Here is a 20,808-nt window from a genome sequence, read left to right as displayed (position 1 = left end):
ACCCTTGAAGGACTCTCTGAATGAACAAAGCTCAACTGATTGAAATTGTCGCTGAAAAAACAAAGTCCACAAAATCTCAGTCTGAACAGATTTTGGATGCGACACTCAAAACCATTCAAGAAGCACTAAAAAAGGGCGATGAAGTTAAACTTGTGGGTTTTGGCACATTCTCAAAAACCACTAGAAAATCTCGCCAGGGCCGCAACCCTAAAACCGGCGAAACAGTAAAGATCCCCAGCGCCCATATCCCTCGCTTTAAGCCAGGGAAGGATCTGAAAGACGCTCTGAACTAATCACCATCGAAAACTCAGGCCGATCCTTGAGTTGACACCATCCACTCAATCCTGTTTTCCAAACATATTGATATGGAGAAACATTTCCATTTATCAACGATTCACGCAACTCACTCACCGTGAATGGCCCCTCCTGTAAAGGTTTAACTCCCACAGCCTGTTCCACCAACAGCACCCATTCGCGCACATTATCTGCAATTTCAGTCCCTTGAATAAAACCTTGAGACGCAGGGAAAAGTTGAAACTCAAAAATCCCCCACTCCATAGCCGGTTTCCATGTGCTTGTCTCATCACAAATTAAATCCTGCGGACCAACCTCACCCTTATGAACCTTGGCACGAACTTCCTCCAAAGAGAATGGACCTTGTGGTTTTAAGTTCACATGACAATACCATTTGTTATTCATAGCTTTTCTTTCTTACTCAAAAACGGAGCTGGAAGAGATTCAATCACTTCCAAGATTCCATAGTAGGCCACTTCAAAGTTTTCATTACTCAAAGGTTTTTTCAAGAAGCTTAAAATGTTTTTCGTGCTCACCAGATTTTCATGATAGCCCGCATAAAGCCTCTCCCCCATCATCCCGCCTAAAAGACGTGAGGCCATAACATAGCTCCATTTTTTGCGTGGCTGCGCTTGCAAACGATGCCGCGGCACCCCTGTAATAACCATCAATTCATGCATCTTTTGCGCAAGAGACAACTGCAAAGATTCCTTACCTAAATCAGATGGCCCTTTTGCGCTCAAACTTGATTTGATATCCGCGATGGTGTCCGTCTTTCTCTTATGATTGATAATCTTTGACCCGAAGTAAGAAACTGCTTCAATCCAAATCAACCTTAAAAAGTCCTTCGGCAGCTCGGTGAACATTCCCTTATATCCACTGAGCTGCGCATGCACAAACTGCATTGCCAGCGAAGCGGCGTGATTCACCGAAGCCCGCGCCAAATAAGCCCCTTGGATCTCTGGCAAATAAAACGAGACCTCGTCGGCAATCATGGCTTCAACCCATTTTACTGTTTTTGCATCACACTTCTCGCGAACCTGCACCCAGAAAGCTGAATCCCTCGCCGTGTAGACCGACAATCCAGCCACCGAAACAGGCTGCCCCAACTCCTCAGAGATGATCTGGACATAACGCCCCACATGGTCTGTGTAATCCAACTGATCATCGTCGTCGTCATCATCCTCATCAAAGTAAAGGCCCTGGTCATATGTCTGTTCCAAGTACATGAGGTAGTTCTGCCACTTCACCCAGGGAGGAACACTCATCAGACAAAAGGTGTTCTGCGACAAACGAACCACGTCTGTCGTGGCTTCCAATTCCTGTTTTAGGAGCTGAAAATAGATTTTTTCAGCATTTTGGAAAATGCGTAAAATCTTTTTCGCAAAAGGCCGTCCCAAGCATTTGATTATTTCCTCGGGAATATGGGAGCTGGCTAGATGCAGATCACCATAGATCACAAAAACAAGAGCCTCTGGATTGGCGCGCACCAACTCCGATATTTTTTTCCCGGCGAAAACATCCCGGGATTTTAAAGTGGTTGCATTGCGCTTTTTATAACTCTTGTTAATTCCATGAACTGCGATTTTATTTTTCTGAGCCCAACGCAAAAGCGGTCGATAGTGTTCCCACGGGAAGCCCCAACGACTTTGCCACTGAACCCCTTTTAGAAACTCTTTTTCAGTGATCTTGCCCGACAGATACTTATCGATTCGCTCTTGATCTGCAGCCTCAAAAAACTCAACCGCCAAAATGATTTTTCGTCCCTTTGGAAGCCCTCGCAGGACCCGCGCTTGGGCTTTTTGTGACTGATGAAGGGCATGGAAATCCCCCATCAACACAACCTGAGACTGAGCCGCCTGCGCCCACAGGTCTTCCTTGGTTGCAGCCTGCCATTTTTTAGAAAACTCTTGGTCATAGACCTTATGATAACGCATCAACTCAGGAGTATTCTCTCCGAGGCGATGATGAACCTGCTTTTGCATTTGCAAGTACAGATCTTTGCGAATCCGAATCCACTTTTCTAAATCAGTCAAACTGTCATCCTTGGCTATCCAACTCTCGACTCCGCCGAGATCCCAGCAGTCTTGCCTGGCCCCTTGGGGCTCGCATCAAGCTGAGGTCGATTTATTTTCACATAAATTATATTGATTTCAAGCGACAAACTAAGTTTGAATGGAGGGCATGACAAACACAGGCAACAAAAACAAATTTCTACTTCTCGCTCTTCTATCCACTCTTGTCGCCATCGGCATCCACATCTATCTTACACAGCACTTTTACCAAGTGAAATTTGGCCTCGGCGAAGGTGGCTCTGTCTGCAATATCAATGAAGTTCTAAACTGCGACGCTGTCACAGCCAGCCGATTTTCATCTTTCCTGGGGCTTCCCATCGCTCTTTGGGGCGTAGCAACGAACCTGATCCTTCTTTGCTTCCTGGGTCTCACTCGCTACAATCTCACCCAAGATCGCGCGAAGACATCTCGTTACGCATTCATCTTATCTGCATTGACGGTTATTGCCTCCGTGGTTATGGGGACTATCTCCCTAACAGCGATGAAGAACCTCTGCATCTTCTGTATTACAGCTTACTTCCTTTCTATCGTTGGCTTCGTAACAACCTGGCTTGGGGCGGAGAAGGTCAACCTCAGAAATATCAGTGACGACATCAAGGATCTTTTCGTAACGGACCGCTGGGCCCTTGGCTACTTCATCGCTGTCCCTGTCATTGCCTTTTTGGCAAATCTTATGTATCTCGAAAGCCACGGTTTGAGTGATATTGAAAAAATCGCTAATGACAAAGTCATCTACTGGCAATCATCGCCTCAGCAAAATTTCGACCTAACAACAGGACTTTCTTTGCAAGCCGGCAACAGCGAACCAATCATGACAATCGTTGAATTCGCTGACTTCAGATGCCCGCACTGTAAACATGCGGTTCCCAGCCTGCATGCTTTCACAAACAGCCACCCCGATGTTAAATTGATCTTCAAGCCATTCCCTCTTGATGGAACCTGCAATGACGCCATCAAAGGTGGCGGCGACGGGATTTCTTGCGGCCTGGCTATCGCAGTGATGTGCGCGGAGCAAATCAATAAATCTGGATGGAAAGCTCACAACTATTTCTTCGACAACCAAATGGACATCATTCAAGCGCAAAACTTAGAGAAAAATCTTGAAGCTGTTTCTCCGGTTATTGGAATCACTAAAGAGGACCTGAAAAAGTGCGTTGAAGGACCTGAGGTGAAAGCCATGGTTATTAAAATGGCCAACGAGGGTGCCGCTGCTCAAATCCAAGGAACACCCACTGTCTTTGTTAACGGCCGAGTGCTCAATGGCGGACAACTTTTGCCTGTCCTTGATGCTGCTTACAAGTCTTTGAAGAAGTAACAGCTCTCCTGCAAGATCGCAGATCCGTAAAAACAAAAAAGGCATTCCAAGTCGGAATGCCTTTTTTTTATTCTTTACATCTAAAATTCAATACCTAGAGACCGATCTTCTCCGCAAGCCAATTAGCAAGCTTCCCATAGCCATCATCAAAAACAATGACACTCGTCTTCATCAGGCCATTCACAATATCCAGCCAGAACGCCAGGACAATCACTCCTAAAGTCGCCAACCACAGAGCCCTGACTACATATATAGTTGAGCGGACATCCTGCACCCTTAGATCGCCCTGAATTTTCTCAACAACCTTAAGGATATACTGCAGTTCTTTATAGTGCTCTTTAAACTTCTCACGCAGCTCCTGTTGTTTGGCGCGAGTTAAAGAGTTGATGCCGGGGAAACTTCTCTTTGCCTTGATCGCATAAATCAAATCAATTGAGTGATGAATATATCGTGTCACTTTATCCTGGAAATTTGGATATTCAGAAGGCTTCTCCAGAAAGTCTTTCAGCTCCTCAATGGCCTTGTCATAGCGTTCACTCAGAACCCAGGTCAGAATATTATAACGTAAAGATTCCGGCCTTCCCATGTCAGAACGATCCACTCCAACATCAAAGAATGCAGACTCTTCCTTCTTTTTATTTTCTTCTGTCACCGCAACGACGTCTTTTAAAGCTGGTAATGCCATACCCAGGACTTGTCGGCAAAAGCCTGGTTTTAGTTAAATATCGTATATTTGCCAGAAAACCATAAGCCCAAAGTCTAGCTTTCAAGGCGAAGGTTTGACGACCAACGTCTCGTCCTGAGATGCTTAGATCTGGCTGGCGACCTAGACTTCATGGAGGAGGGCTATGGACACCGAATCATTCCAAAGCGCGAAATTAGGACATCTTGATTTTGAAAAAGAACATCTGACTCAGGCTCATCAGCCTGTGGGCAATATCCCATTGCCAGACGAGCTCCCAAAAAGAGCCGACCTCAGTCATTTGCCAAAGGAAATCTTGAAATCTTCAACTGTGGAAAATCTTATTTCACAGAACGAAGATCTTATGGCTCGATTGAAAGTTTCATTGCGCCGTCTATCCCTATTAGAAACTGAAAACCAAAGAATGAGCGAAGAGACCAACAAGACTCGCCTTGCTCAGTCGTCAATCACGGATCAAATCCTGGTTTGGAAAGAAAAAGACAACCTTTGGAAACAAAAGTTCGACCAAATCGAACGAGAAAAAGAAATCCAAGCGGAAAAATTGCGCGCGCTTCAGGAAAAAGTGCAAAATATGACCGCCGATCTGGTACGCCATGAAAAATACCATGAGCGCATCAAAACTCAGGTCAAACCTTATATCACGCAACTCAAAGAGTACTCTCGCACGCAAGATTTGAAACTTCAGGAACTTGAAAGCAGCCACGCTCACAAAGAAGCACTGCTGCGCGACATCCGCCATCAAATCATCGAAGTGACGAAAAACTCCCGTTATCAAATTGAAGCCTCCGAAAAGAAGGCTCAAGAGATGATTTCCTTCTATGAAGAACAAATTCAAAGCATGAGCAAAGAACTTCAAGTACTTCATCAAGCCCAGGAAGAGCTTGAAGTGAAGACTATGAAACTTAATGCATCACTTGAACGCCAAGATGCACTTGAAAACGAATTGGTGACTTTAAGAAGAAGAAAAGAGGACATGAAGCAAGCTCTGGACAAAGACATCCAGCGCCTGCAGGAACGTCAAAGTGAACTCACTCGCCAGAATCAAAAACTAGGCGTTGAACATGCTGATCTGCAAATTCGCGTGGTCGAAGATCAAGAGACTATTCAAAAGCTTGAGCGGGACAATCGCCAATATATTGAGCAGCTCGAGAGCCTTCGTTATATGTGGACAGCGAAGAACGAGGAAAATGAAAAACTCAAGGTCGCCATCTCTGCTTTAGAGAGACTAAACCTTGAGTTAAGTCAGAAATTAAATGAATTACGTAAAGACAGCTAACTTGCGTCAAGCTCCAGCATCACTGGAGCTTTTTTTTTCGCACCGCTCTTAGACAAAACTCTGCAAGGCCCCTTCCACGCTTTCGTGGACTTCCAAATTAGAACATTCTGTAAAACTGAAAAGACGCTGGAAATCCGGGTTCAAACCCGCGATTTTCGCGTTCATTTTATTTGCAGCATTAAGGTCATTGAGAATTCCAAAGAAAGACTGAATGCCTGACGAGCCTACAAAATTGAGGTTCTTCATGCAAAAGACAATTTTTTTGTTTTTGAAGTTCTGTAGGCAGGCTGTTTTGAAGGATTGCGCTTTTTCAATTTCAATGCGACCGCTCAAAGATACAACAGCGACATCGCCGTCGAGCAAGATTCTAACTTCCATGAAAGACCTCTTCTTAAGATAAAAATGACGTGCCATATCTTAACGGCTAAAACCCGTCGATTTCGGAGGCCAGAATTGTCGTTAAAAAAAGGCTATTTCCACCTCGACAAACGACTTGTGCGTCCCTAGACTATCTCGGTGCTTCAACGCTGGTTCATCAAGGTTCTATTCTTATTCTCATTGCTGTCGCTCGCGACATCGTTAACCTATGCGCAGGAACAACAGCCTGCGGCCAAAATTCAAGGCATCCTGATGAATGCTGACGAAATGTTCCGCGACTCGGTCAATGAGACCATTGAGATGAGCGGCAACATCCAAATCGTCTATCAAGGTCAACACATTAAGGCCGACAAAGCCCGTGTGCTTCTGCGCACAAAACGCGCAGAACTTTTCGGCAATGTCGAAATCGTCGATACTAAAACCTCGATCAAGGGTGATCAGATATTCTTAGACTACGAGACCAATACAGGAATTATCTACAATGGTTTCGTTCAATCTGGCTTGGTCCGTTTCAGTGGCGATCGTCTGGAAAAAATCGGAGATTCTGAATTTCTGGTGTCCTCCGCTGACTACACGGCCTGCACCAACTGCCCCTCGACCTGGAGTTTTTCCGGAACCAGTGTGCGCGCTGAGATGGGCGGTTACGCTTATATCAAAAACGCAATTTTAAGAATTAGCGATGTCCCCGTTTTCTGGTTCCCCTACTTAGTGGTCCCCCTCAAGAGCGATCGACAATCAGGACTTTTAACTCCAGGCTTTGAGCAATCTGACACTGGGGGATTCACCCTCATGCAACCTTACTTCTGGGCCATCTCAAGAAGCAGCGATGCGACCATCACCGCAAAGAACTATGAGCGCAGGGGTCTCAAGGGAATGCTCGAGTATCGCTATATGCTCAACGATGAAAGCAGCGGAACTTTAAATACTGCTGTCTTAAACGACAAAGCCTTTGGCGAAGACCCACGCCTCAATGCCTTTAGATCCGGAAGCGCTGTCGGCGCTCCTTTGGAACGATGGTTCGTCCGTTATCAACACTACTATGCGATGCCTGATGATGTTGTGGCCCGCGCGCAAGTCAATCTTGCCAGCGATCTCCAATACCCGAAGGACTTCCCCTTCGAAACGGATAACTATGGTGACTCTGCGATGGAAAATCGAATTTCCGTCACTAAGAACACCAAAGACACCCACGCCAGCATCGATGCTTCTTATTATGTAAACATGCTCCAATCAGATCCTCGGGCCAACAATGACGACGCCGTTCATCGCGCCCCTGAACTTCGTTATTCATCGACACAGAAAAATATCGGCGAAACAAATTTCATCTATTTTTGGGATTTGAATTATGTGAATTTCTCAAGAGCTGGAAATTCCTATGATGACATGGCCTACACCGCCGATGGAAAGACGAAGTACGTAAAAAATGACTGTAATCTTCCGAACTGGTCCGACAATCCTTCGTGCCATCGCACCTATGACGGCTCTTATGATTCAAGTATTGACTTAATTCGTACAGGCCAACGCCTTGATTTCCGACCTGCGCTTTATTACCCATTCCAAATCAGCGACGGCTTCGACATCGTCCCCATTTTAAATTACCGTGAGACACATTATAATTTCAATGTCGGCGAGGAACAAAGCTACGTTCGTCGTTATTTGCGCACCTCTATCACATCTCGAATGATTTTCAGTGGCATTTATGGTGACCTCATTACTCCAAAATCCACTCGCTACAAGCATGAGGTGATTCCTGAGGTTGTCTATACAAACACACCTTGGATTCAGCAGAAGGATCACCCCTTCTTCGGTACAGGTCCATTAAATGAAGCCCCTTACTCCTCTCGAGATGGCATCAGTGACGGGGACTTAACAAGTCCCTATGGATTGCAATTCGACTATCAAGATAGAATCTACGATCGCAATCTTGTCACCTTCGGACTCACCAATAAAATCACCCGAAAAGAATGGGTGGGAGATCGTCCCGAGTATCAACAAATTGCCTCTTTAAAGTTGCTACAATCCTACGACGTCTCTCAACAAGATCGCAGCAATAGCACACGTGAGCCTTGGTCAGACCTTATGACCATTCTTGATGTACGACTCAAGAACTTCCAGACGTATTCTATTTTCGATTACTTCCCCTACCAGGGCGTGACGAATATTTCTTCTCGTGTTCGAGTCATGAATGACATGGGGCAATTTGGACAGGTTGGCTTAACTCAGCAGTATAAGATCACTCCAGGCCAATCCGTTGTCCAGTCAAGCCGCACCGAAGACTATACTTTCGCAGCAGGTTTCGTTTCCCCTTATATCAACCTAATGGGACAGATTGTGTATGATTCCAACTGGCAAGCTGCCAAATTCGGTAAGCCCGTTAAGTCATGGGCCTATATCGCACAATTCAAACCACCTGGAGACTGCTGGCTCGTGACGCTCATTCAAGATCAAGTGACCGGTGGTGAGACGAACACTCGATTGAATTTTGAATTCACCTTCGATGGAAATCCAAAACCACCGCTTCAACCTGAAGCCTTGGATCAATTCGGATTCTAGCTTCCCGTCAAAGAGAAACATCTTCGACTACTGTCACACTGTAGTTCTGATCAACAAAAGCCCAGTGATACTCAACCAAACAGTTAAAACGAGCCGCAAGAAAGCTTGCCGCTCGACCCAGGCGCTGCATTTGTCGTTTTGAAATCCGTGCAGAATAGAAACAAGATTGATTGGCTGATTTCACCTCCACCATCAAAAGATGTCCTTCAGGGGAGCGAAACAACAAATCAATTTCCGCAAAAGGCGTTTTCAACCTTTGCTTTAGTAGTTTAAATTTTTTCTTGGAATAGAAGTGAATGACTGCTTTTTCAGATTCGAGCCCACGAAAGTGGGCCCAATACATTTTAGCCGAGGTGTTCTTTAACTCCGGCGAAGGACTTGCGATGCACGATGCAGGGACCGTGTTCTGCGATGGAGTTCTTATGGATGGGCGTTGAGTACCCTTTGTGCGCTTCGAAACCATAGACAGGATATTGCACTCCCAACTCTTTCATCAAGCGATCACGGGTCACCTTAGCAACAATAGATGCCGCTGAAATAGGTGCTGCTCGCAAATCCCCTTTGATGATTGTGGTTTGCTCATAACCTTGAAGATTTGGAATCTTTTGATTTCCATCAACAAGAACATGGCCACCCTTTACTCCCAAGGCTTCGATCGCTCGCTTCATAGCGAGCAAGGAAGCTTGAAGAATATTGAGTTCATCAATTTCCTCAACTGTTGCATGACCGATACCCACGTGGTGCGCTTTACAAATTAGTTCCGCCAATTCCTCACGACGTTCTTCGGATATCAGCTTAGAGTCCGTGACCAGATCAATCAGCTCATCTGATTTAAAAATAACAGCCGCCGCATAGACCGGCCCCGCAAGACAACCGCGTCCGACTTCATCAACTCCAATAATTGGGGAGGGAGAAAACTCACGCCACATAATTTTAGGAAGCTCCAGTGCTGCTTTCTTTTTCGGAACCTTCGCAGCCTTGCTTGAAGCTGACTTAGCGCTTTTAGTAGCGGTCTTTACGGAAATTTTCTTCTGAGATGTTTTTGCCGGATTTTTTGTAGATGCCATTCGTATTTTCGCCTCAAGTTGAAGCGGAATCTTATTCTGATTTTACAAAAGGCGCCATAAAAACATCAGACACCTTTGCTTCACACGTCGCACAAAAACAAAAAGACCTGATTCGCAAGAACCAGGTCTTTGGAAATTCATATTATGAATTTAGAGAACTAAGCTTTAGTTTGAGCTACCAATTCAGATTCGATTTTAGCAGCTTTACCAGAAAGTTTACGCAAGAAATAAAGTTTAGAACGACGTACTTTACCTACGTTTACTAGTTCAACTTTATCAAGAGCTGGTGAGTTGAACGGGAAAGTTCTTTCAACGCCTACACCTGCAGACATTTTGCGAACTGTGAAAGATTTCGCTGCGCCAGATCCTTGGATCTTAGTTACGATACCTTTGTAAAGCTGAACGCGTTCTTTTTCGCCTTCTTTTACTTTAACGAATACGTTTACTGTATCGCCAGAGTCGAAAGATTGAATGTTTGTGTTAGCAGGTTTAATGCTCACGCGACGAACAAGATTAGTTTCTTTAACTTCTTTTTTAACAGTCGTAGTTTTTTTTGCAGCTTTAGCCATTGCTTAGTCCCTTATGCCAATCGAATTTTCACCAAAAGTAAAACAAGGGTCTACCATGGACCCATCACGCGGTCAAGACAGATACTTACTGCCGATCTCACTGAAAGATGGCGGTAATCCTGAGGTGGTGCTCCCCGAATACTCTCCAAAGTCCCTGAACAGGATTTTAAGAGGTCCTCTGTCATTCCGTTGCCAGTACCAAATAGCATAAATACTGGTCTTTTTTCTACATGCATTTCATGGCGCAGCTCAGCAAAAGTATACTTTTTTAAGCCCTCGTCCTTTGCTGAAGTCGAAATAATCAGGGCGCCAGGGACATTCCAATCCGCTATGGCCTTTTCAACGCTCTCAGAGGTGTGTACGGGCCCTAGCGCGGTTTTTCTCTTAGGATTGTACTTCGCCCCTTGCCCGGTTCTCCAGTGATCTAAGACCCTTTCCACGAACATCAACTGATCCTGCATGGGATGGATGATGTAATATCTTTCCACCCCGTACACTTGAGCGGCTCTCGCAATATCATGAATGTCGAAATTAGTGACATTGGTTGCCACTGTCTTGTTTTGACGGTCGCGGACCGGGTAATGAACTAGGCCTATCGCTAAACGCGGGACATAGATTGCCTCTTCAGCCATTGAAATCTTCCTCGCTAAGCTCTTCCAGACCCAACACTTTACGATCTTGAAGAGATAAATTATTCCAAAATTTTTGAAGCTCCTTAAGTGGGGCTTCTGTTTTTTTCTTTTTCAGGGAACGATATTTTAGGTTTTCTTCTTCAAGGTATGCTTGAAATAAATCAGGGCGCTTCACCAGGGTCACCAAAGCCGAAACCTTTTTCTTCCAGTCCGCCATCAGCTTATGATTTCCGCCCAAAAGAACTTCCGGAACTTCCGCCCCTAAATACTGACGAGGCCTTGTGAAATTCGGTTGCTCCAAAAGCCCCTCAGAGAAGCTGTCTTGATTTGCGCTTTCACTATGCCCCAGCACTCCTGGCACCATACGAGAAACTGCGTCAATCACCACCAAAGCCCCTAGCTCCCCACCTGACAAAACATAGTCGCCGATAGAGATCTCTTCATCGACATAGTTGTTGATGATTCGCTGATCAATACCGCCGTAGCGGCCGCAGATAATCACCAGATGCTCTTCTTTTGCCAAAGCCCGGGCTTTCATATCACTCAACACTTCGCCCTGCGGAGACATGTAGATGACCTTTGAATTCTTATGTTGCACTTTTTGAATGGTTTTTTCGAGGGGCTCTGCGAGCATGATCATGCCGTCGCCGCCTCCGAAAGGACGATCATCGACGGTGCGATGGCGATCTTGTGCAAATTCACGAGGAGTGTGCGAGAAAACTTTGAGGAGATCACTTTTTAAGGCCTGACCAAGAACGCCGAAACTGGCGGCGTTCTCTATCATCTCAGGAAAAAGCGTGATCACATCAATTTGTAGCATTAAGCGTTCTCGATATCGAGCAAGCCTTCAGGAAGATCCATAACTACAGATTGATGTTTGAAATCGATTTTTTTGATGAAAGCATCAACGAACGGCACTTCAACTTTTTTACCTTTGATATCAACAACCAAAAGGTCTTGAGCGCCATTGCTTGAGAAATCCACGATTTCACCAAGAATATTTTGTTCTGGATCTTTTAATTTGAAGTTTTTGATTTCAGAAAGATAGATCGTTTCGCCTGGTTTAGAGGTCAAAAGATCTTCTTCAATAGAAAACTCAAAATGCTCTAAAGCTTCAGCCGCTGTACGATCTGCCACTTCAGCCGCTTTAACGATAATACCTTTTTTAAAAGGCTTTACGCGCTCTACAGTAAACTCTTGAGACTCATCAGAGCCTTTAAGTTGAAGAGAGAATTTTTTAAGGCGTTTTGCCCAAGAGATGTCTCCGGAAAAAATAAGAACATAAAGGTCACCTTTAAGTCCGTGAGCTTCTCTAACTTTACCGATCATTTTCATAACTATCCTGTCTACACTCTAGCTTTGCTAGAGTACTGTCTGCCCTCCGGCTTCGCCGGAGTAGCTGGTCTACACTCCGGCAAGGCCGGAGTAACGTGCGCTCTGACGGAGTCAGCAGCTGCAGCTCGCCAACAGTGTTGGCATAAAAGTAAAAGGGGTTGTTATTACACAACCCCTTTTATGAGAATCTAAATTTTGCTTTAAGTATTACTTACTCGATAAACGAACACTGACTAAGCCAGTATAAGCCTACTCAACGATATCTAGGTGATAACGTTTATTGAGTTTTGTTCCTGCCGCACGAATGATTGTTCTCATTGCTGCTGCAGTTTTACCTTGTTTACCAATTACCTTGCCTAGGTCTTCTTTATCAACCTTAAGCGCAAGCAAAGTGGTTTGTTGACCTGGAATTTCATCCACTTCAACTTTTTCAGGCTTGTCGACAAGTGACTTTGCCATGAATTCAACGAGGTCTTTCAAGCTATCCATATTACCCCCATAAAAAGGCATCTTTTCGAATTATAGTGAGACAAACTCGCTATAAACTATATTCTATCGAATATAGCCCGGATGCCAATCTATTTATTTAGCCGATTATTTGGCCTGGGCCAACTTGATAACGTGTTTTACACGATCAGTAGGTTGAGCACCTTTTTTGATCCACTCTTCAACTTTAGCTAGATCAATTTCAACTTTCTTGTCGTTGCCTTTTGGAGATGGAATGTAAGTTCCAAGAATATCAAGGAATTTACCAGTCACATAACGACGAGAATCCGCAACAGTGATGCGGTATTTAGGTTCATGCTTAGCGCCCATACGAGCCAAACGAATTACAACTGCCATTTCTAAACCTCTTGTTCAAAACAGTAAGACCAAGTGTGTACTGTGGTCTCAATTAAATATCAAGCTAAATATCGTGTCTTAAAATGGGAGCTTCATCCCACCTCGACCCATTCCCATCTTCATAAGGCCGCCCATCATCTTCTTTGCGTCTTCAAACTGCTTAATAAGCTTGTTAACGTCCTGAACTTGAGTGCCGCTACCTTTTGCAATTCTTTGACGACGCGAGGCGTTCAAAATCTTATGATTCTGACGTTCTTGGATCGTCATAGAGTGAATGATCGCTTCAATCTTCTTCATTTCCGCATCCGGAGGGGTCATGTTTTTGAGCTGCTTGGAGATCTCTCCCATACCAGGTAAAAACTTCAAGATAGATTCAAACCCGCCCATTTTCTTAAGCTGCTGGATTTGCGTCAAGAAGTCTTCCAGAGTGAATTCGTTCTTCATGAGCTTCTTTGCAGAGTCACGAGCCGATTTTTCATCGATCACTTCCTGAGCCTTCTCAACCAAAGACAAGACGTCACCCATATCGAGGATACGTCCAGCCAAACGGTCTGGATGGAAAACCTCAAGAGCCGTTACTTTTTCACCCACACCCAAGAACTTAATAGGAATGCCTGTGACTTCGCGGATTGAGAGCGCAGCACCGCCACGAGCATCACCGTCCACCTTCGTCAGAACCAAGCCCGTCAGCGATAAACGCTTATGGAAGCCCTCAGCCACATTGACGGATTGCTGACCGAGCATCGCATCGGCAACAAGAAGAATTTCCTGCGGAGTCCAGATCTCTTTCAGACGTCCAAGCTCCCCCATCAGTTCGTCATCGATTTGCAAACGACCCGCTGTATCCACAATAACCACGTCGACCATATTGTCGCGGGCCCATTGTTTTGATTTTTCCAAAATTTCTTCAGGCTTCATTCCCAATGGAGTTGGGAATGTCGGAATATTGTTTTGCTTTCCAAGAACTTGAAGTTGATCAATCGCTGCCGGACGATAGATATCCGCAGGAACAAGTCCTGGTTTTTTACCAAGCTTCTGACGGATATACAGAGCTAATTTTGCCGCGGAAGTCGTCTTACCCGCCCCTTGCAAGCCCACCAAGAACAACACGCTGGGATTTTCGCGCACATTGATATCAACGGCACCACCGCCCAAAGTTTGTACGAGTTCGTCATGCACAATTTTAACGAATTGCTGGCCGGGATTGATGTTCGCAAGAACTTCCGCTCCCAGAGCTTTCGCTTTTACTTTGTCGATGAAGTTTTTGACGACTTTGAAGTTCACGTCCGCTTCAAGCAAGCTTAAGCGAATCTCTTTGATAACCTCTTCAATATTGGCTTCGCTGATCTTACTTTGACCACGAACCTTCTTGAGGCTTGTCATGATTTTATCTGATAAGTTTTCAAACATTGTGAAACTCCCGAGCTGCTCCGACTTCGCCGGAGTATAGACAGGATTTATTAACCTATCCCTGAGAGAATGACAAAGATTGGGACTTAACTCGTGGCGTCGAGGAGCGTCAAAAGCACGCGCCTCCACAAAAGATTAACAGACCACAGTCCATCTAAGTTTTTTAGCAATTTACTCACCTCAATAATGACTTTTCAGGCCAGAGTTTAACGACCCTCGACTCCCACTATGGTTCTGGGATTTGTTGAATCATCAAATTTCATGCAGATTTCAGAAACTTTTTGAGAAAGAAGGACGTTCAACGAGGACATCAATAAGGGATCTGAAGAAACACCACATTGTACTCCATGGTCGACAATATCAAGACAGAGTTCGACTCTGGATTTTTGTGCATCCTCGGAACTTTCATCATAAATGTATTTAAAATCACTACGCAGTTTTCCGCAGTATTTTTCGGTGGAACTGTTCGACTTGATCGATGCAAAAGATGACGAACAGACCATGCCTATTGCCAATACAAATACCTTGCTGAAACCTGACATTGTAAAACTCCTTTTGTTTTAATATTAACGCAAAGAAATTCTCTCTGCGGATCTCTCTGCCAAAGTGGAAATAGTCAGAAGAGGATTTACACCAATAGCCGTCGGGATCACGGAGCCGTCCATCACAAACAACCCCTCCTGCAGAGCGCCGCCGATCCCATACACCTGTCCCAGATGATTCACCACTCCGCTATCAACCGAGGACCCCATGGCGCAACCACCGAGGGGGTGGACCGTGATGAGATTATCCCCCATCAACAAAGTCGAGCGTGGGTTTTTTACGTAAGTACTGCCATTCCATGCGACATGTTGTTTAATCTTTTGAGTCACGCGGGAAAAAATAGGATCAGCCATCACACCTGGCCAACTGACCACGGCTCTGTTTTGACTATCCAAAACAATTTTTCCATTGGCTTTGTCATGTCCCATTCCGAAATAGATCATGGAATAATTCAAGGCCCCCTTCTCGATATCTTTGCTATCGATAAAATCTAACCATGCCCGATAGATTTTCGTTGGTGTTTTTTGAAATGGGATCAGAGATGTCAGACGACGAAGCAGATTCACCAAAGCACCGGGAATATCACCTTCCTCAATCAAGAATCTTTCAAAAATATTTTTACTCGCACGATAATCGGCGATACCCAGTATTGTGGGCCCCGCCAACATTTCAGGGCGATAGATCTTTGCGGAGCTATTACCGACCATATTTGTTGGGGTCACTCCATTAAACCCCACACCCAGCAGATCCCCGTTTCCAGAAAAATGTTTACCCAGTTGAGAAGAGAATTTTAAATTACCAAGTTTTTGAGAGCGAAGTAAAATCTGCGTCGACCCCATCGTTCCGGCGGAAACAATCACATTGCGCGCCTCGATCCGAAACTCTTTCTTACCAGATTCAGAAATATAAGTTCCTCGGACAAGATAGTTCCCATTGGAAAGCCTCTCAACATGACTGACGGCCATTTGAGTAAAGATCTTGGCGCCGTTTCGTTTTGCTAAAGGCAAATAGTTCATATTCAAAGTATTTTTAGCGCCCGTATTACAGCCAGTGACGCAATTGCCGCACATATGACAGCGGGGTTGCTTATCGCCCGCTGGATTCACATGGGGACCGTGAAGATTCACAGCGATCTTTGCCCAGCTAAAACGACTCTTAAGAGCCTCGGCGCTTTGGCGCAGATTTTCAGCTTTTGCGATATTCATCGTGCGAGGATTGTAGGCTTGAGCATTAAGCATCTTCCCGACTTTTTGATAGTATTTCTCGAAATCTCCCCTCGACGCTTCACGCGAAATTTCTTCCGGCCAACCGGTCTTTTGAAACAGATCCCGATCAGGAGGAATGACAACCCCTGCGTTTATGAGGGACGTTCCTCCAAGCCCACTGCCACTCAGAACATCTATTTCCCTGTGAGTGTGATAAGCAAAAAGCCCCAGAGGATGACTTTCACAATAAATATGCTCTTTCATTTCCTGCAAAGTTTCAGGATATTCACCGGGAGTCCACTCGCGCCCTCGCTCTAAAATTGCAACTTCACGATTGCGACTGAGGCGTGCACCCATTACGGCACCTCCATAGCCTGAGCCAATAATCAAAACCTCATAGGAGCTTTTTAATTCTACAAATGAGTTGGCGAGAGGGGAGTAATCCATCTGCAGATCAACCCTGCGGGTCTTTGGTTCGGCTTGAGACCTTTGCGAACGAAGAAGTCCTAGTATTCCGACTCCAAAACTGGATTTAAGAAAGGATCGTCTTGAGAAATGTGATTTCACTCCACAGCCCCCTTTGATCGAGAGTAAGGGCCGAGAGGTTTGAATGGTATTTGAGACAGTCAGAAATGCCAACAGTCACTCCAAATGAGGTAACTGTTTGCTGAAAAACTAAAAACTACTTTTCAAAATCCTTTAAACTCACCCGCCCCTCCTCTTTGAAGGGAACTGAGAAACCCGAAACTTTCGCCTCCCCCACAATGAGGTAGCTGAGGTCTTTTCCTGACAGAATCTCTTTCATGCCATGAAAAACCTTTAGATATTCCACACGCAATGGAATAGCCACTTTGTTAGAACTTTCAGCGGCAATCGTTATCTTTTTATCAATCTTGGCTTTGGCGAAGGACTGGCCATCAAGTTGAATCTCATAGGTGATCTCACTGACATTAAGATCGATTTTATTGGGGTTCTTCACAAGCAGAACGAAAACCAGCGTCGCTGATAAAAACTGCGGATCTTGAAAGTGAACCTCTTGCAAAGAGACATCTGGCTTTTGAGCGTAGCGTTCTTTAAAGAAAGCACAGCCATTCAACACAAAACTTGCCATCAAGATAGCGATCAAACGCATGAAACAACCTTTTACCAACGTTGGAAAGAGCCCTTTTTCAAACTGAAAAATGCCAGCCCATAGAAGAAGACAAATCCAACCAGAGACACCGGAATTGCCAGCTCCATAGGAACATCGCTAACCCCCACCACGCCGTATCTTAAGCCGTTGATCAAATATAAGAGTGGATTCATTTTCGAAATCATCTGCCAAATGGGATGAAGGTTCTCGATAGAAAGAAACACACCACCCAGGTAGGTCAAAGGCAAAAGAATGAAAGCCGAAAAAGCGGAGAGCTGATCGAAGCTGGTCGCCCAGAAGGCAACAGAAATTCCAAGCAGACCGAAAATCAACCCACCCATGACGATAAAATAAAATACAAACAAAGGATGGGAAATCTGCAGAATGGAGCCCGATTGATAGTAACAGAATAGCGAGCCCACCGTAAAAGTGATGACTGACACCAAGGAGCCGCGAACCAATGCACCCAGGCCCATCGCCCAAATGATTTGCTGATTGGAAAGCGGTGCTACTCGCAGGTCTTCCAAGTCTCCTGAAAACTTCGATGACACGATAGAAGATGAAGAATTTTGAAAGGCATTATTCATTAAGCCCATCATCATCAAACCCGGAATTAAGAAAGCCAGGTACTCAACACCTTGATGACTTGGCATTTTTCTTCCCAACGACACCCCGAAAATCAAAAGGTAAAGGAATGACGAAATAAAGGGTGTAATTACAGTTTGAACGATCACCTTCAGAAAACGAGCGATCTCACGTCTAAAAAGAGTCCAGAAGGCAAACATTACTTAGCTCCTCCACTTACCGCCGAAGACTGATTGGGAGCTCGGAGCACCTTCATAAAGGCCTCTTCCAGATTTCCCTCTTCAATTTTGACATCGGCAATAAGGCTTAATGGAATCTGTAGTTCATTGAGGAACTCGCCCATAGGTTTTCCCGGTGGAACCAAGAAAGAATAGTCAGAACCTTCCTGGAAAAAGACATAGGAAGTTTTGATCGGGAATTTCTCAGTCAAAGTCAGACGAATCTTCTTTTGCGTGTACTGCTGAACCAAAGCCTTTGTCTCACCCACAGTTTCCAAATTACCCAGATTGATAATCGCAATACGATCACAAAGCTCTTCCGCTTCCTGCAAATAATGAGTTGTGAGCAAGATCGACATGCCTTCTGCACGCAATTCACGGACGAACTGCCACAGAGTTTCACGTAATCCAATATCCACACCTGCCGTCGGTTCATCGAGCAAAAGCAGCTTCGGTGTATGCACCAAAGCTTTTGCAATCATCAAGCGTCTTTTCATCCCGCCGGAAAGCTGTTTTACCTTTTTACGGCGATGCTCATACAAGGAAAGCTTATGTAACAGAAAGTCTATGCGCTCTTTGTTTTTGCGAATTCCGTAATATCCAGATTGGAAATTCAAAATCTCTTCCACATCAAAGAAGCCGGAATTAATAACTTCTTGATGAACCACTCCCAATTGCTTTTTGGTGAAGTTTGGATGTTGTGAAACATCTTTCCCAAACACCTCAACAGTTCCGCTAGACGGCTGCTCGAGAGTTGTAATCGTTGAGATAATCGTCGTCTTGCCTGCGCCATTTGGCCCGAGAAGTCCAAAGATTTCTCCAGGCTTAACGTCGAAAGAAACCCCTTTGACGGCCTGTTGGCCGCCTTTATAGGTCTTGCGAAGACTATTAATTTTCAGTGGACTGAGAAGGTCTGACATTATCTCGCTCTTGAAATACTTGTTTGGAATTCCACATCTGGATTTTCACGCTTCAACCAGTTCAAATCCCACTCTTGATTCACCAAAACCACAGGATTATCGATCAAGTCGCGGAACATATTCGCGCCACCTTTAAGCTCAGTCACAGGCTTACCATCGGCTGTGCGTGGCCAACGAGCCACACTGTAAGGCAAGCGGTTGAGTTTCACTTCAAGATTGTATTCATCCTTCAAACGATGCATCAAAACTTCGAATTGAAGTTCACCGACCGCACCGATGATAGGATCTTGCGCGCCAACATGGGGTTCAATAAACAATTGAATTGCGCCTTCCTCAGACAAATGTTGCAAAGCCTCTTGCATCTTTTGACGTTTCAAAGCATCGCGCACAGAAAGTCTGCCGAAAAGCTCCGGCGCAAATTTAGGAATATCTTCGAACTGAACTTTACCCGATGTCGAAACGCAGTCCCCGATAGCGAAGTTTCCAGTGTCACCAACGCCGACGATATCCCCAGCGTAGGCTTCATCGACGGTTTCCTTATCGGCCGCGACGAATTGAGATGAGTAAGACAGACGAAGCTCACGTTCCAAACGTGAATGCTGCACCTTCATACCGCGCTCAAACTTTCCAGAACAAATGCGAATAAAGGCAATACGGTCACGGTGGCGACGATCCATATTCGCCTGGATTTTAAAAACAAAACCCGTGAATTTAGCATCCAAAGGATCAATCTCTTTGTCATCCTTGGTATGGCGAGGCTGAGGGCCCGGAGCATACTTTGTAAAGAATTGAAGGAAAGTGTCCACCCCGAAATTTTGCTTCGCAGAACCAAAAGTCACTGGTGAAATTTGACCATTCAAGAATTCATTCACATCAAATGGCGGCAAGGCGCCTTCGATCAAATCCAGCTCTTCGATGACTTGGTCGGCGGATTCTTTATCAAGGTAGTCATACAAGATCGCGTCGTCTTTGCCTTTTTCGAAAGGAATGATTTTATAGTCTTCCACTTCCTCACGACGCTGATCGTAGATCCAGATTTCCTTTGTCAAACGATTGTAAATACCGCGGAAACGCTGACCAATACCCAAAGGCCAAGTCACCGGGTAACATTGCATGTTCAAAGTTTTTTCAACTTCATCAATCAAAGTCAGCGGGTCTTTACCTTCTCTATCGAGCTTATTGACGAAGGTGAAAATAGGAATTTTACGAAGGCGGCAAACTTCATAAAGTTTTTTGGTACGCTCTTCCACGCCCTTCGCTACGTCGATCAGCATCGCCGCAGAGTCCACCGCCATCAAGACACGGTAAGTATCCTCTGAGAAGTCTTTATGGCCCGGAGTATCCAGCAAGTTAACGCGAAGACCATCGTAATCAAAGGTCATCACAGAAGACGTGATAGAGATCCCTTTTTGTCTTTCAAGCTCCATCCAGTCCGAAGTGACGGCTTTGGTTCCAGACTTTCCTTTAACCTCACCCGTTTCGTGGATCACACCGCCATGATAAAGAAGTTTTTCGGTCAGCGTGGTTTTACCAGCATCGGGATGCGAGATGATCGCGAAGGTGCGACGTCTTTGGATTTCTTTTTGAATTTGCGGAGTTGCCAGCATGATAAGTCCTTAGATTGACTGTAAAAACCGTATTTAATCCGCCCAGCGCGGGACCTGCAAGTTTTTACCCTTTCAGGGTGGATTTAACGCTGACTGTCGCTTTCTTTGTTGCGGTTTTTAACGAGGCCCCTTATAACGAGCCTCACTG

The 20,808-nt window shown here is 45.1% G+C and carries 23 protein-coding genes; 4 read left to right on the top strand and 19 right to left on the bottom strand.

All coding sequences use genetic code 11. The features are described from left to right. The first annotated feature begins 20 nt into the window (after window positions 1-20). Window positions 21-293 (top strand): HU family DNA-binding protein, encoded by a 273-nt coding sequence (locus NWE73_RS09145; protein ID WP_277578007.1) that lies wholly within the window; start codon window positions 21-23, stop codon window positions 291-293. Here the strand turns inward: NWE73_RS09145 and NWE73_RS09140 are convergent. Both NWE73_RS09140 and NWE73_RS09135 read right to left on the bottom strand, forming a co-directional pair. Then, complete coding sequence (locus tag NWE73_RS09140) at window positions 256-699, bottom strand: DUF4339 domain-containing protein (protein WP_277578006.1); 444 nt, start codon at window positions 697-699, stop codon at window positions 256-258. The two genes, NWE73_RS09145 and NWE73_RS09140, sit on opposite strands and share 38 nt — an antisense overlap. Continuing rightward, on the bottom strand, window positions 696-2,330 hold the full coding sequence (locus tag NWE73_RS09135) for a ChaN family lipoprotein (RefSeq protein ID WP_277578005.1): 1,635 nt from the start codon (window positions 2,328-2,330) through the stop codon (window positions 696-698). Before NWE73_RS09135 ends, NWE73_RS09140 begins: the two co-directional genes overlap by 4 nt. A gap of 148 nt (window positions 2,331-2,478) precedes the next feature. On the opposite strand from NWE73_RS09135, the gene NWE73_RS09130 reads away from it, so the two are divergent. Next, on the top strand, window positions 2,479-3,684 hold the full coding sequence (locus NWE73_RS09130; RefSeq protein WP_277578004.1) for a vitamin K epoxide reductase/DsbA family protein: 1,206 nt from the start codon (window positions 2,479-2,481) through the stop codon (window positions 3,682-3,684). Window positions 3,685-3,778: 94 nt separating this feature from the next. Here the strand turns inward: NWE73_RS09130 and NWE73_RS09125 are convergent, their stop codons facing one another. Continuing rightward, window positions 3,779-4,369 (bottom strand): hypothetical protein, encoded by a 591-nt coding sequence (locus NWE73_RS09125; RefSeq protein WP_277578003.1) that lies wholly within the window; start codon window positions 4,367-4,369, stop codon window positions 3,779-3,781. A 163-nt stretch (window positions 4,370-4,532) separates the two neighbouring features. Between NWE73_RS09125 and NWE73_RS09120 the strand changes: the two genes are divergently transcribed. Next, window positions 4,533-5,663: a coiled-coil domain-containing protein gene (locus NWE73_RS09120; RefSeq protein WP_277578002.1), complete on the top strand. Its 1,131-nt coding sequence runs from the start codon at window positions 4,533-4,535 to the stop codon at window positions 5,661-5,663. Window positions 5,664-5,711: 48 nt separating this feature from the next. On the opposite strand, the gene NWE73_RS09115 is transcribed toward NWE73_RS09120, so the two are convergent. Beyond that, a complete protein-coding gene (locus NWE73_RS09115; protein ID WP_277578001.1) occupies window positions 5,712-6,041 on the bottom strand; it encodes an STAS domain-containing protein in 330 nt (109 codons plus the stop codon). A gap of 138 nt (window positions 6,042-6,179) precedes the next feature. Here NWE73_RS09115 and NWE73_RS09110 point away from each other — a divergent pair, with 138 nt between their 5' ends. Then, window positions 6,180-8,594: an LPS-assembly protein LptD gene (locus NWE73_RS09110; protein WP_277578000.1), complete on the top strand. Its 2,415-nt coding sequence runs from the start codon at window positions 6,180-6,182 to the stop codon at window positions 8,592-8,594. Between the two features lie 7 nt (window positions 8,595-8,601). On the opposite strand, the gene NWE73_RS09105 is transcribed toward NWE73_RS09110, so the two are convergent. The 15 genes from NWE73_RS09105 to NWE73_RS09035 form a co-directional block, all read right to left on the bottom strand. After that, window positions 8,602-8,937 carry a YraN family protein gene (locus NWE73_RS09105; protein ID WP_277577999.1) on the bottom strand — a complete coding sequence of 112 codons (336 nt, stop codon included), beginning with the start codon at window positions 8,935-8,937 and terminating at the stop codon, window positions 8,602-8,604. Window position 8,938: 1 nt separating this feature from the next. Beyond that, window positions 8,939-9,523: a ribonuclease HII gene (locus NWE73_RS09100; protein ID WP_407652947.1), complete on the bottom strand. Its 585-nt coding sequence runs from the start codon at window positions 9,521-9,523 to the stop codon at window positions 8,939-8,941. A 296-nt stretch (window positions 9,524-9,819) separates the two neighbouring features. Next, entirely contained in the window at window positions 9,820-10,230 is a 411-nt protein-coding gene (rplS, locus tag NWE73_RS09095) for a 50S ribosomal protein L19 (protein WP_277577997.1), read from the bottom strand. A 50-nt stretch (window positions 10,231-10,280) separates the two neighbouring features. Further along, window positions 10,281-10,862 (bottom strand): RNA methyltransferase, encoded by a 582-nt coding sequence (locus tag NWE73_RS09090; RefSeq protein ID WP_277577996.1) that lies wholly within the window; start codon window positions 10,860-10,862, stop codon window positions 10,281-10,283. After that, the gene (gene trmD / locus NWE73_RS09085) at window positions 10,855-11,682 is read right to left on the bottom strand and encodes a tRNA (guanosine(37)-N1)-methyltransferase TrmD (protein WP_277577995.1); all 828 of its coding nucleotides are present in this window, start codon (window positions 11,680-11,682) and stop codon (window positions 10,855-10,857) included. Before trmD ends, NWE73_RS09090 begins: the two co-directional genes overlap by 8 nt. After that, on the bottom strand, window positions 11,682-12,197 hold the full coding sequence (rimM, locus tag NWE73_RS09080) for a ribosome maturation factor RimM (RefSeq protein ID WP_277577994.1): 516 nt from the start codon (window positions 12,195-12,197) through the stop codon (window positions 11,682-11,684). The genes trmD and rimM overlap by 1 nt, the downstream gene beginning before the upstream one ends. Window positions 12,198-12,446: 249 nt before the next feature. Further along, window positions 12,447-12,686 carry a KH domain-containing protein gene (locus NWE73_RS09075; protein ID WP_041875527.1) on the bottom strand — a complete coding sequence of 80 codons (240 nt, stop codon included), beginning with the start codon at window positions 12,684-12,686 and terminating at the stop codon, window positions 12,447-12,449. Window positions 12,687-12,791: 105 nt separating this feature from the next. Further along, window positions 12,792-13,040, bottom strand: a complete 249-nt coding sequence (gene rpsP / locus NWE73_RS09070; protein ID WP_277577993.1) for a 30S ribosomal protein S16 — start codon at window positions 13,038-13,040, stop codon at window positions 12,792-12,794. Window positions 13,041-13,118: 78 nt separating this feature from the next. Further along, a complete protein-coding gene (gene ffh, locus NWE73_RS09065) occupies window positions 13,119-14,450 on the bottom strand; it encodes a signal recognition particle protein (RefSeq protein ID WP_277577992.1) in 1,332 nt (443 codons plus the stop codon). Window positions 14,451-14,656: 206 nt separating this feature from the next. Further along, window positions 14,657-14,992, bottom strand: a complete 336-nt coding sequence (locus NWE73_RS09060; protein ID WP_277577991.1) for a hypothetical protein — start codon at window positions 14,990-14,992, stop codon at window positions 14,657-14,659. Between the two features lie 24 nt (window positions 14,993-15,016). Beyond that, window positions 15,017-16,765 carry a GMC family oxidoreductase N-terminal domain-containing protein gene (locus NWE73_RS09055; RefSeq protein WP_277577990.1) on the bottom strand — a complete coding sequence of 583 codons (1,749 nt, stop codon included), beginning with the start codon at window positions 16,763-16,765 and terminating at the stop codon, window positions 15,017-15,019. Between the two features lie 115 nt (window positions 16,766-16,880). Continuing rightward, window positions 16,881-17,330, bottom strand: coding sequence for an LEA type 2 family protein (locus NWE73_RS09050; RefSeq protein ID WP_277577989.1), 450 nt, complete (start codon window positions 17,328-17,330; stop codon window positions 16,881-16,883). A gap of 11 nt (window positions 17,331-17,341) precedes the next feature. Then, on the bottom strand, window positions 17,342-18,115 hold the full coding sequence (locus NWE73_RS09045) for an ABC transporter permease (protein ID WP_277577988.1): 774 nt from the start codon (window positions 18,113-18,115) through the stop codon (window positions 17,342-17,344). Further along, window positions 18,115-19,053, bottom strand: coding sequence for an ABC transporter ATP-binding protein (locus tag NWE73_RS09040; protein WP_277577987.1), 939 nt, complete (start codon window positions 19,051-19,053; stop codon window positions 18,115-18,117). Before NWE73_RS09040 ends, NWE73_RS09045 begins: the two co-directional genes overlap by 1 nt. Beyond that, window positions 19,053-20,660 carry a peptide chain release factor 3 gene (locus NWE73_RS09035; protein ID WP_277577986.1) on the bottom strand — a complete coding sequence of 536 codons (1,608 nt, stop codon included), beginning with the start codon at window positions 20,658-20,660 and terminating at the stop codon, window positions 19,053-19,055. Before NWE73_RS09035 ends, NWE73_RS09040 begins: the two co-directional genes overlap by 1 nt. Window positions 20,661-20,808: the final 148 nt, after the last annotated feature.

It is taken from the genome of Bdellovibrio svalbardensis (assembly GCF_029531655.1).
GTDB lineage: Bacteria > Bdellovibrionota > Bdellovibrionia > Bdellovibrionales > Bdellovibrionaceae > Bdellovibrio > Bdellovibrio svalbardensis.
This window is presented reverse-complemented; position numbering and strand designations above follow the sequence as displayed.

Bases quoted from the DNA above. Each gene is read 5' to 3' on its own strand.
- NWE73_RS09045 (WP_277577988.1), bottom strand. From the start codon at position 18,115: ATGTTTGCCTTCTGGACTCTTTTTAGACGTGAGATCGCTCGTTTTCTG.
- rpsP (WP_277577993.1), bottom strand. From the start codon at position 13,040: ATGGCAGTTGTAATTCGTTTGGCTCGTATGGGCGCTAAGCATGAACCT.
- trmD (WP_277577995.1), bottom strand. From the start codon at position 11,682: ATGCTACAAATTGATGTGATCACGCTTTTTCCTGAGATGATAGAGAAC.
- NWE73_RS09140 (WP_277578006.1), bottom strand. From the start codon at position 699: ATGAATAACAAATGGTATTGTCATGTGAACTTAAAACCACAAGGTCCA.
- NWE73_RS09090 (WP_277577996.1), bottom strand. From the start codon at position 10,862: ATGGCTGAAGAGGCAATCTATGTCCCGCGTTTAGCGATAGGCCTAGTT.
- NWE73_RS09035 (WP_277577986.1), bottom strand. From the start codon at position 20,660: ATGCTGGCAACTCCGCAAATTCAAAAAGAAATCCAAAGACGTCGCACC.
- ffh (WP_277577992.1), bottom strand. From the start codon at position 14,450: ATGTTTGAAAACTTATCAGATAAAATCATGACAAGCCTCAAGAAGGTT.
- NWE73_RS09105 (WP_277577999.1), bottom strand. From the start codon at position 8,937: ATGTATTGGGCCCACTTTCGTGGGCTCGAATCTGAAAAAGCAGTCATT.
- NWE73_RS09125 (WP_277578003.1), bottom strand. From the start codon at position 4,369: ATGGCATTACCAGCTTTAAAAGACGTCGTTGCGGTGACAGAAGAAAAT.
- NWE73_RS09120 (WP_277578002.1), top strand. From the start codon at position 4,533: ATGGACACCGAATCATTCCAAAGCGCGAAATTAGGACATCTTGATTTT.
- NWE73_RS09060 (WP_277577991.1), bottom strand. From the start codon at position 14,992: ATGTCAGGTTTCAGCAAGGTATTTGTATTGGCAATAGGCATGGTCTGT.
- NWE73_RS09040 (WP_277577987.1), bottom strand. From the start codon at position 19,053: ATGTCAGACCTTCTCAGTCCACTGAAAATTAATAGTCTTCGCAAGACC.
- NWE73_RS09100 (WP_407652947.1), bottom strand. From the start codon at position 9,523: ATGTGGCGTGAGTTTTCTCCCTCCCCAATTATTGGAGTTGATGAAGTC.
- NWE73_RS09075 (WP_041875527.1), bottom strand. From the start codon at position 12,686: ATGGATAGCTTGAAAGACCTCGTTGAATTCATGGCAAAGTCACTTGTC.
- NWE73_RS09050 (WP_277577989.1), bottom strand. From the start codon at position 17,330: ATGCGTTTGATCGCTATCTTGATGGCAAGTTTTGTGTTGAATGGCTGT.
- NWE73_RS09145 (WP_277578007.1), top strand. From the start codon at position 21: ATGAACAAAGCTCAACTGATTGAAATTGTCGCTGAAAAAACAAAGTCC.
- NWE73_RS09130 (WP_277578004.1), top strand. From the start codon at position 2,479: ATGACAAACACAGGCAACAAAAACAAATTTCTACTTCTCGCTCTTCTA.
- rplS (WP_277577997.1), bottom strand. From the start codon at position 10,230: ATGGCTAAAGCTGCAAAAAAAACTACGACTGTTAAAAAAGAAGTTAAA.
- NWE73_RS09115 (WP_277578001.1), bottom strand. From the start codon at position 6,041: ATGGAAGTTAGAATCTTGCTCGACGGCGATGTCGCTGTTGTATCTTTG.
- rimM (WP_277577994.1), bottom strand. From the start codon at position 12,197: ATGAAAATGATCGGTAAAGTTAGAGAAGCTCACGGACTTAAAGGTGAC.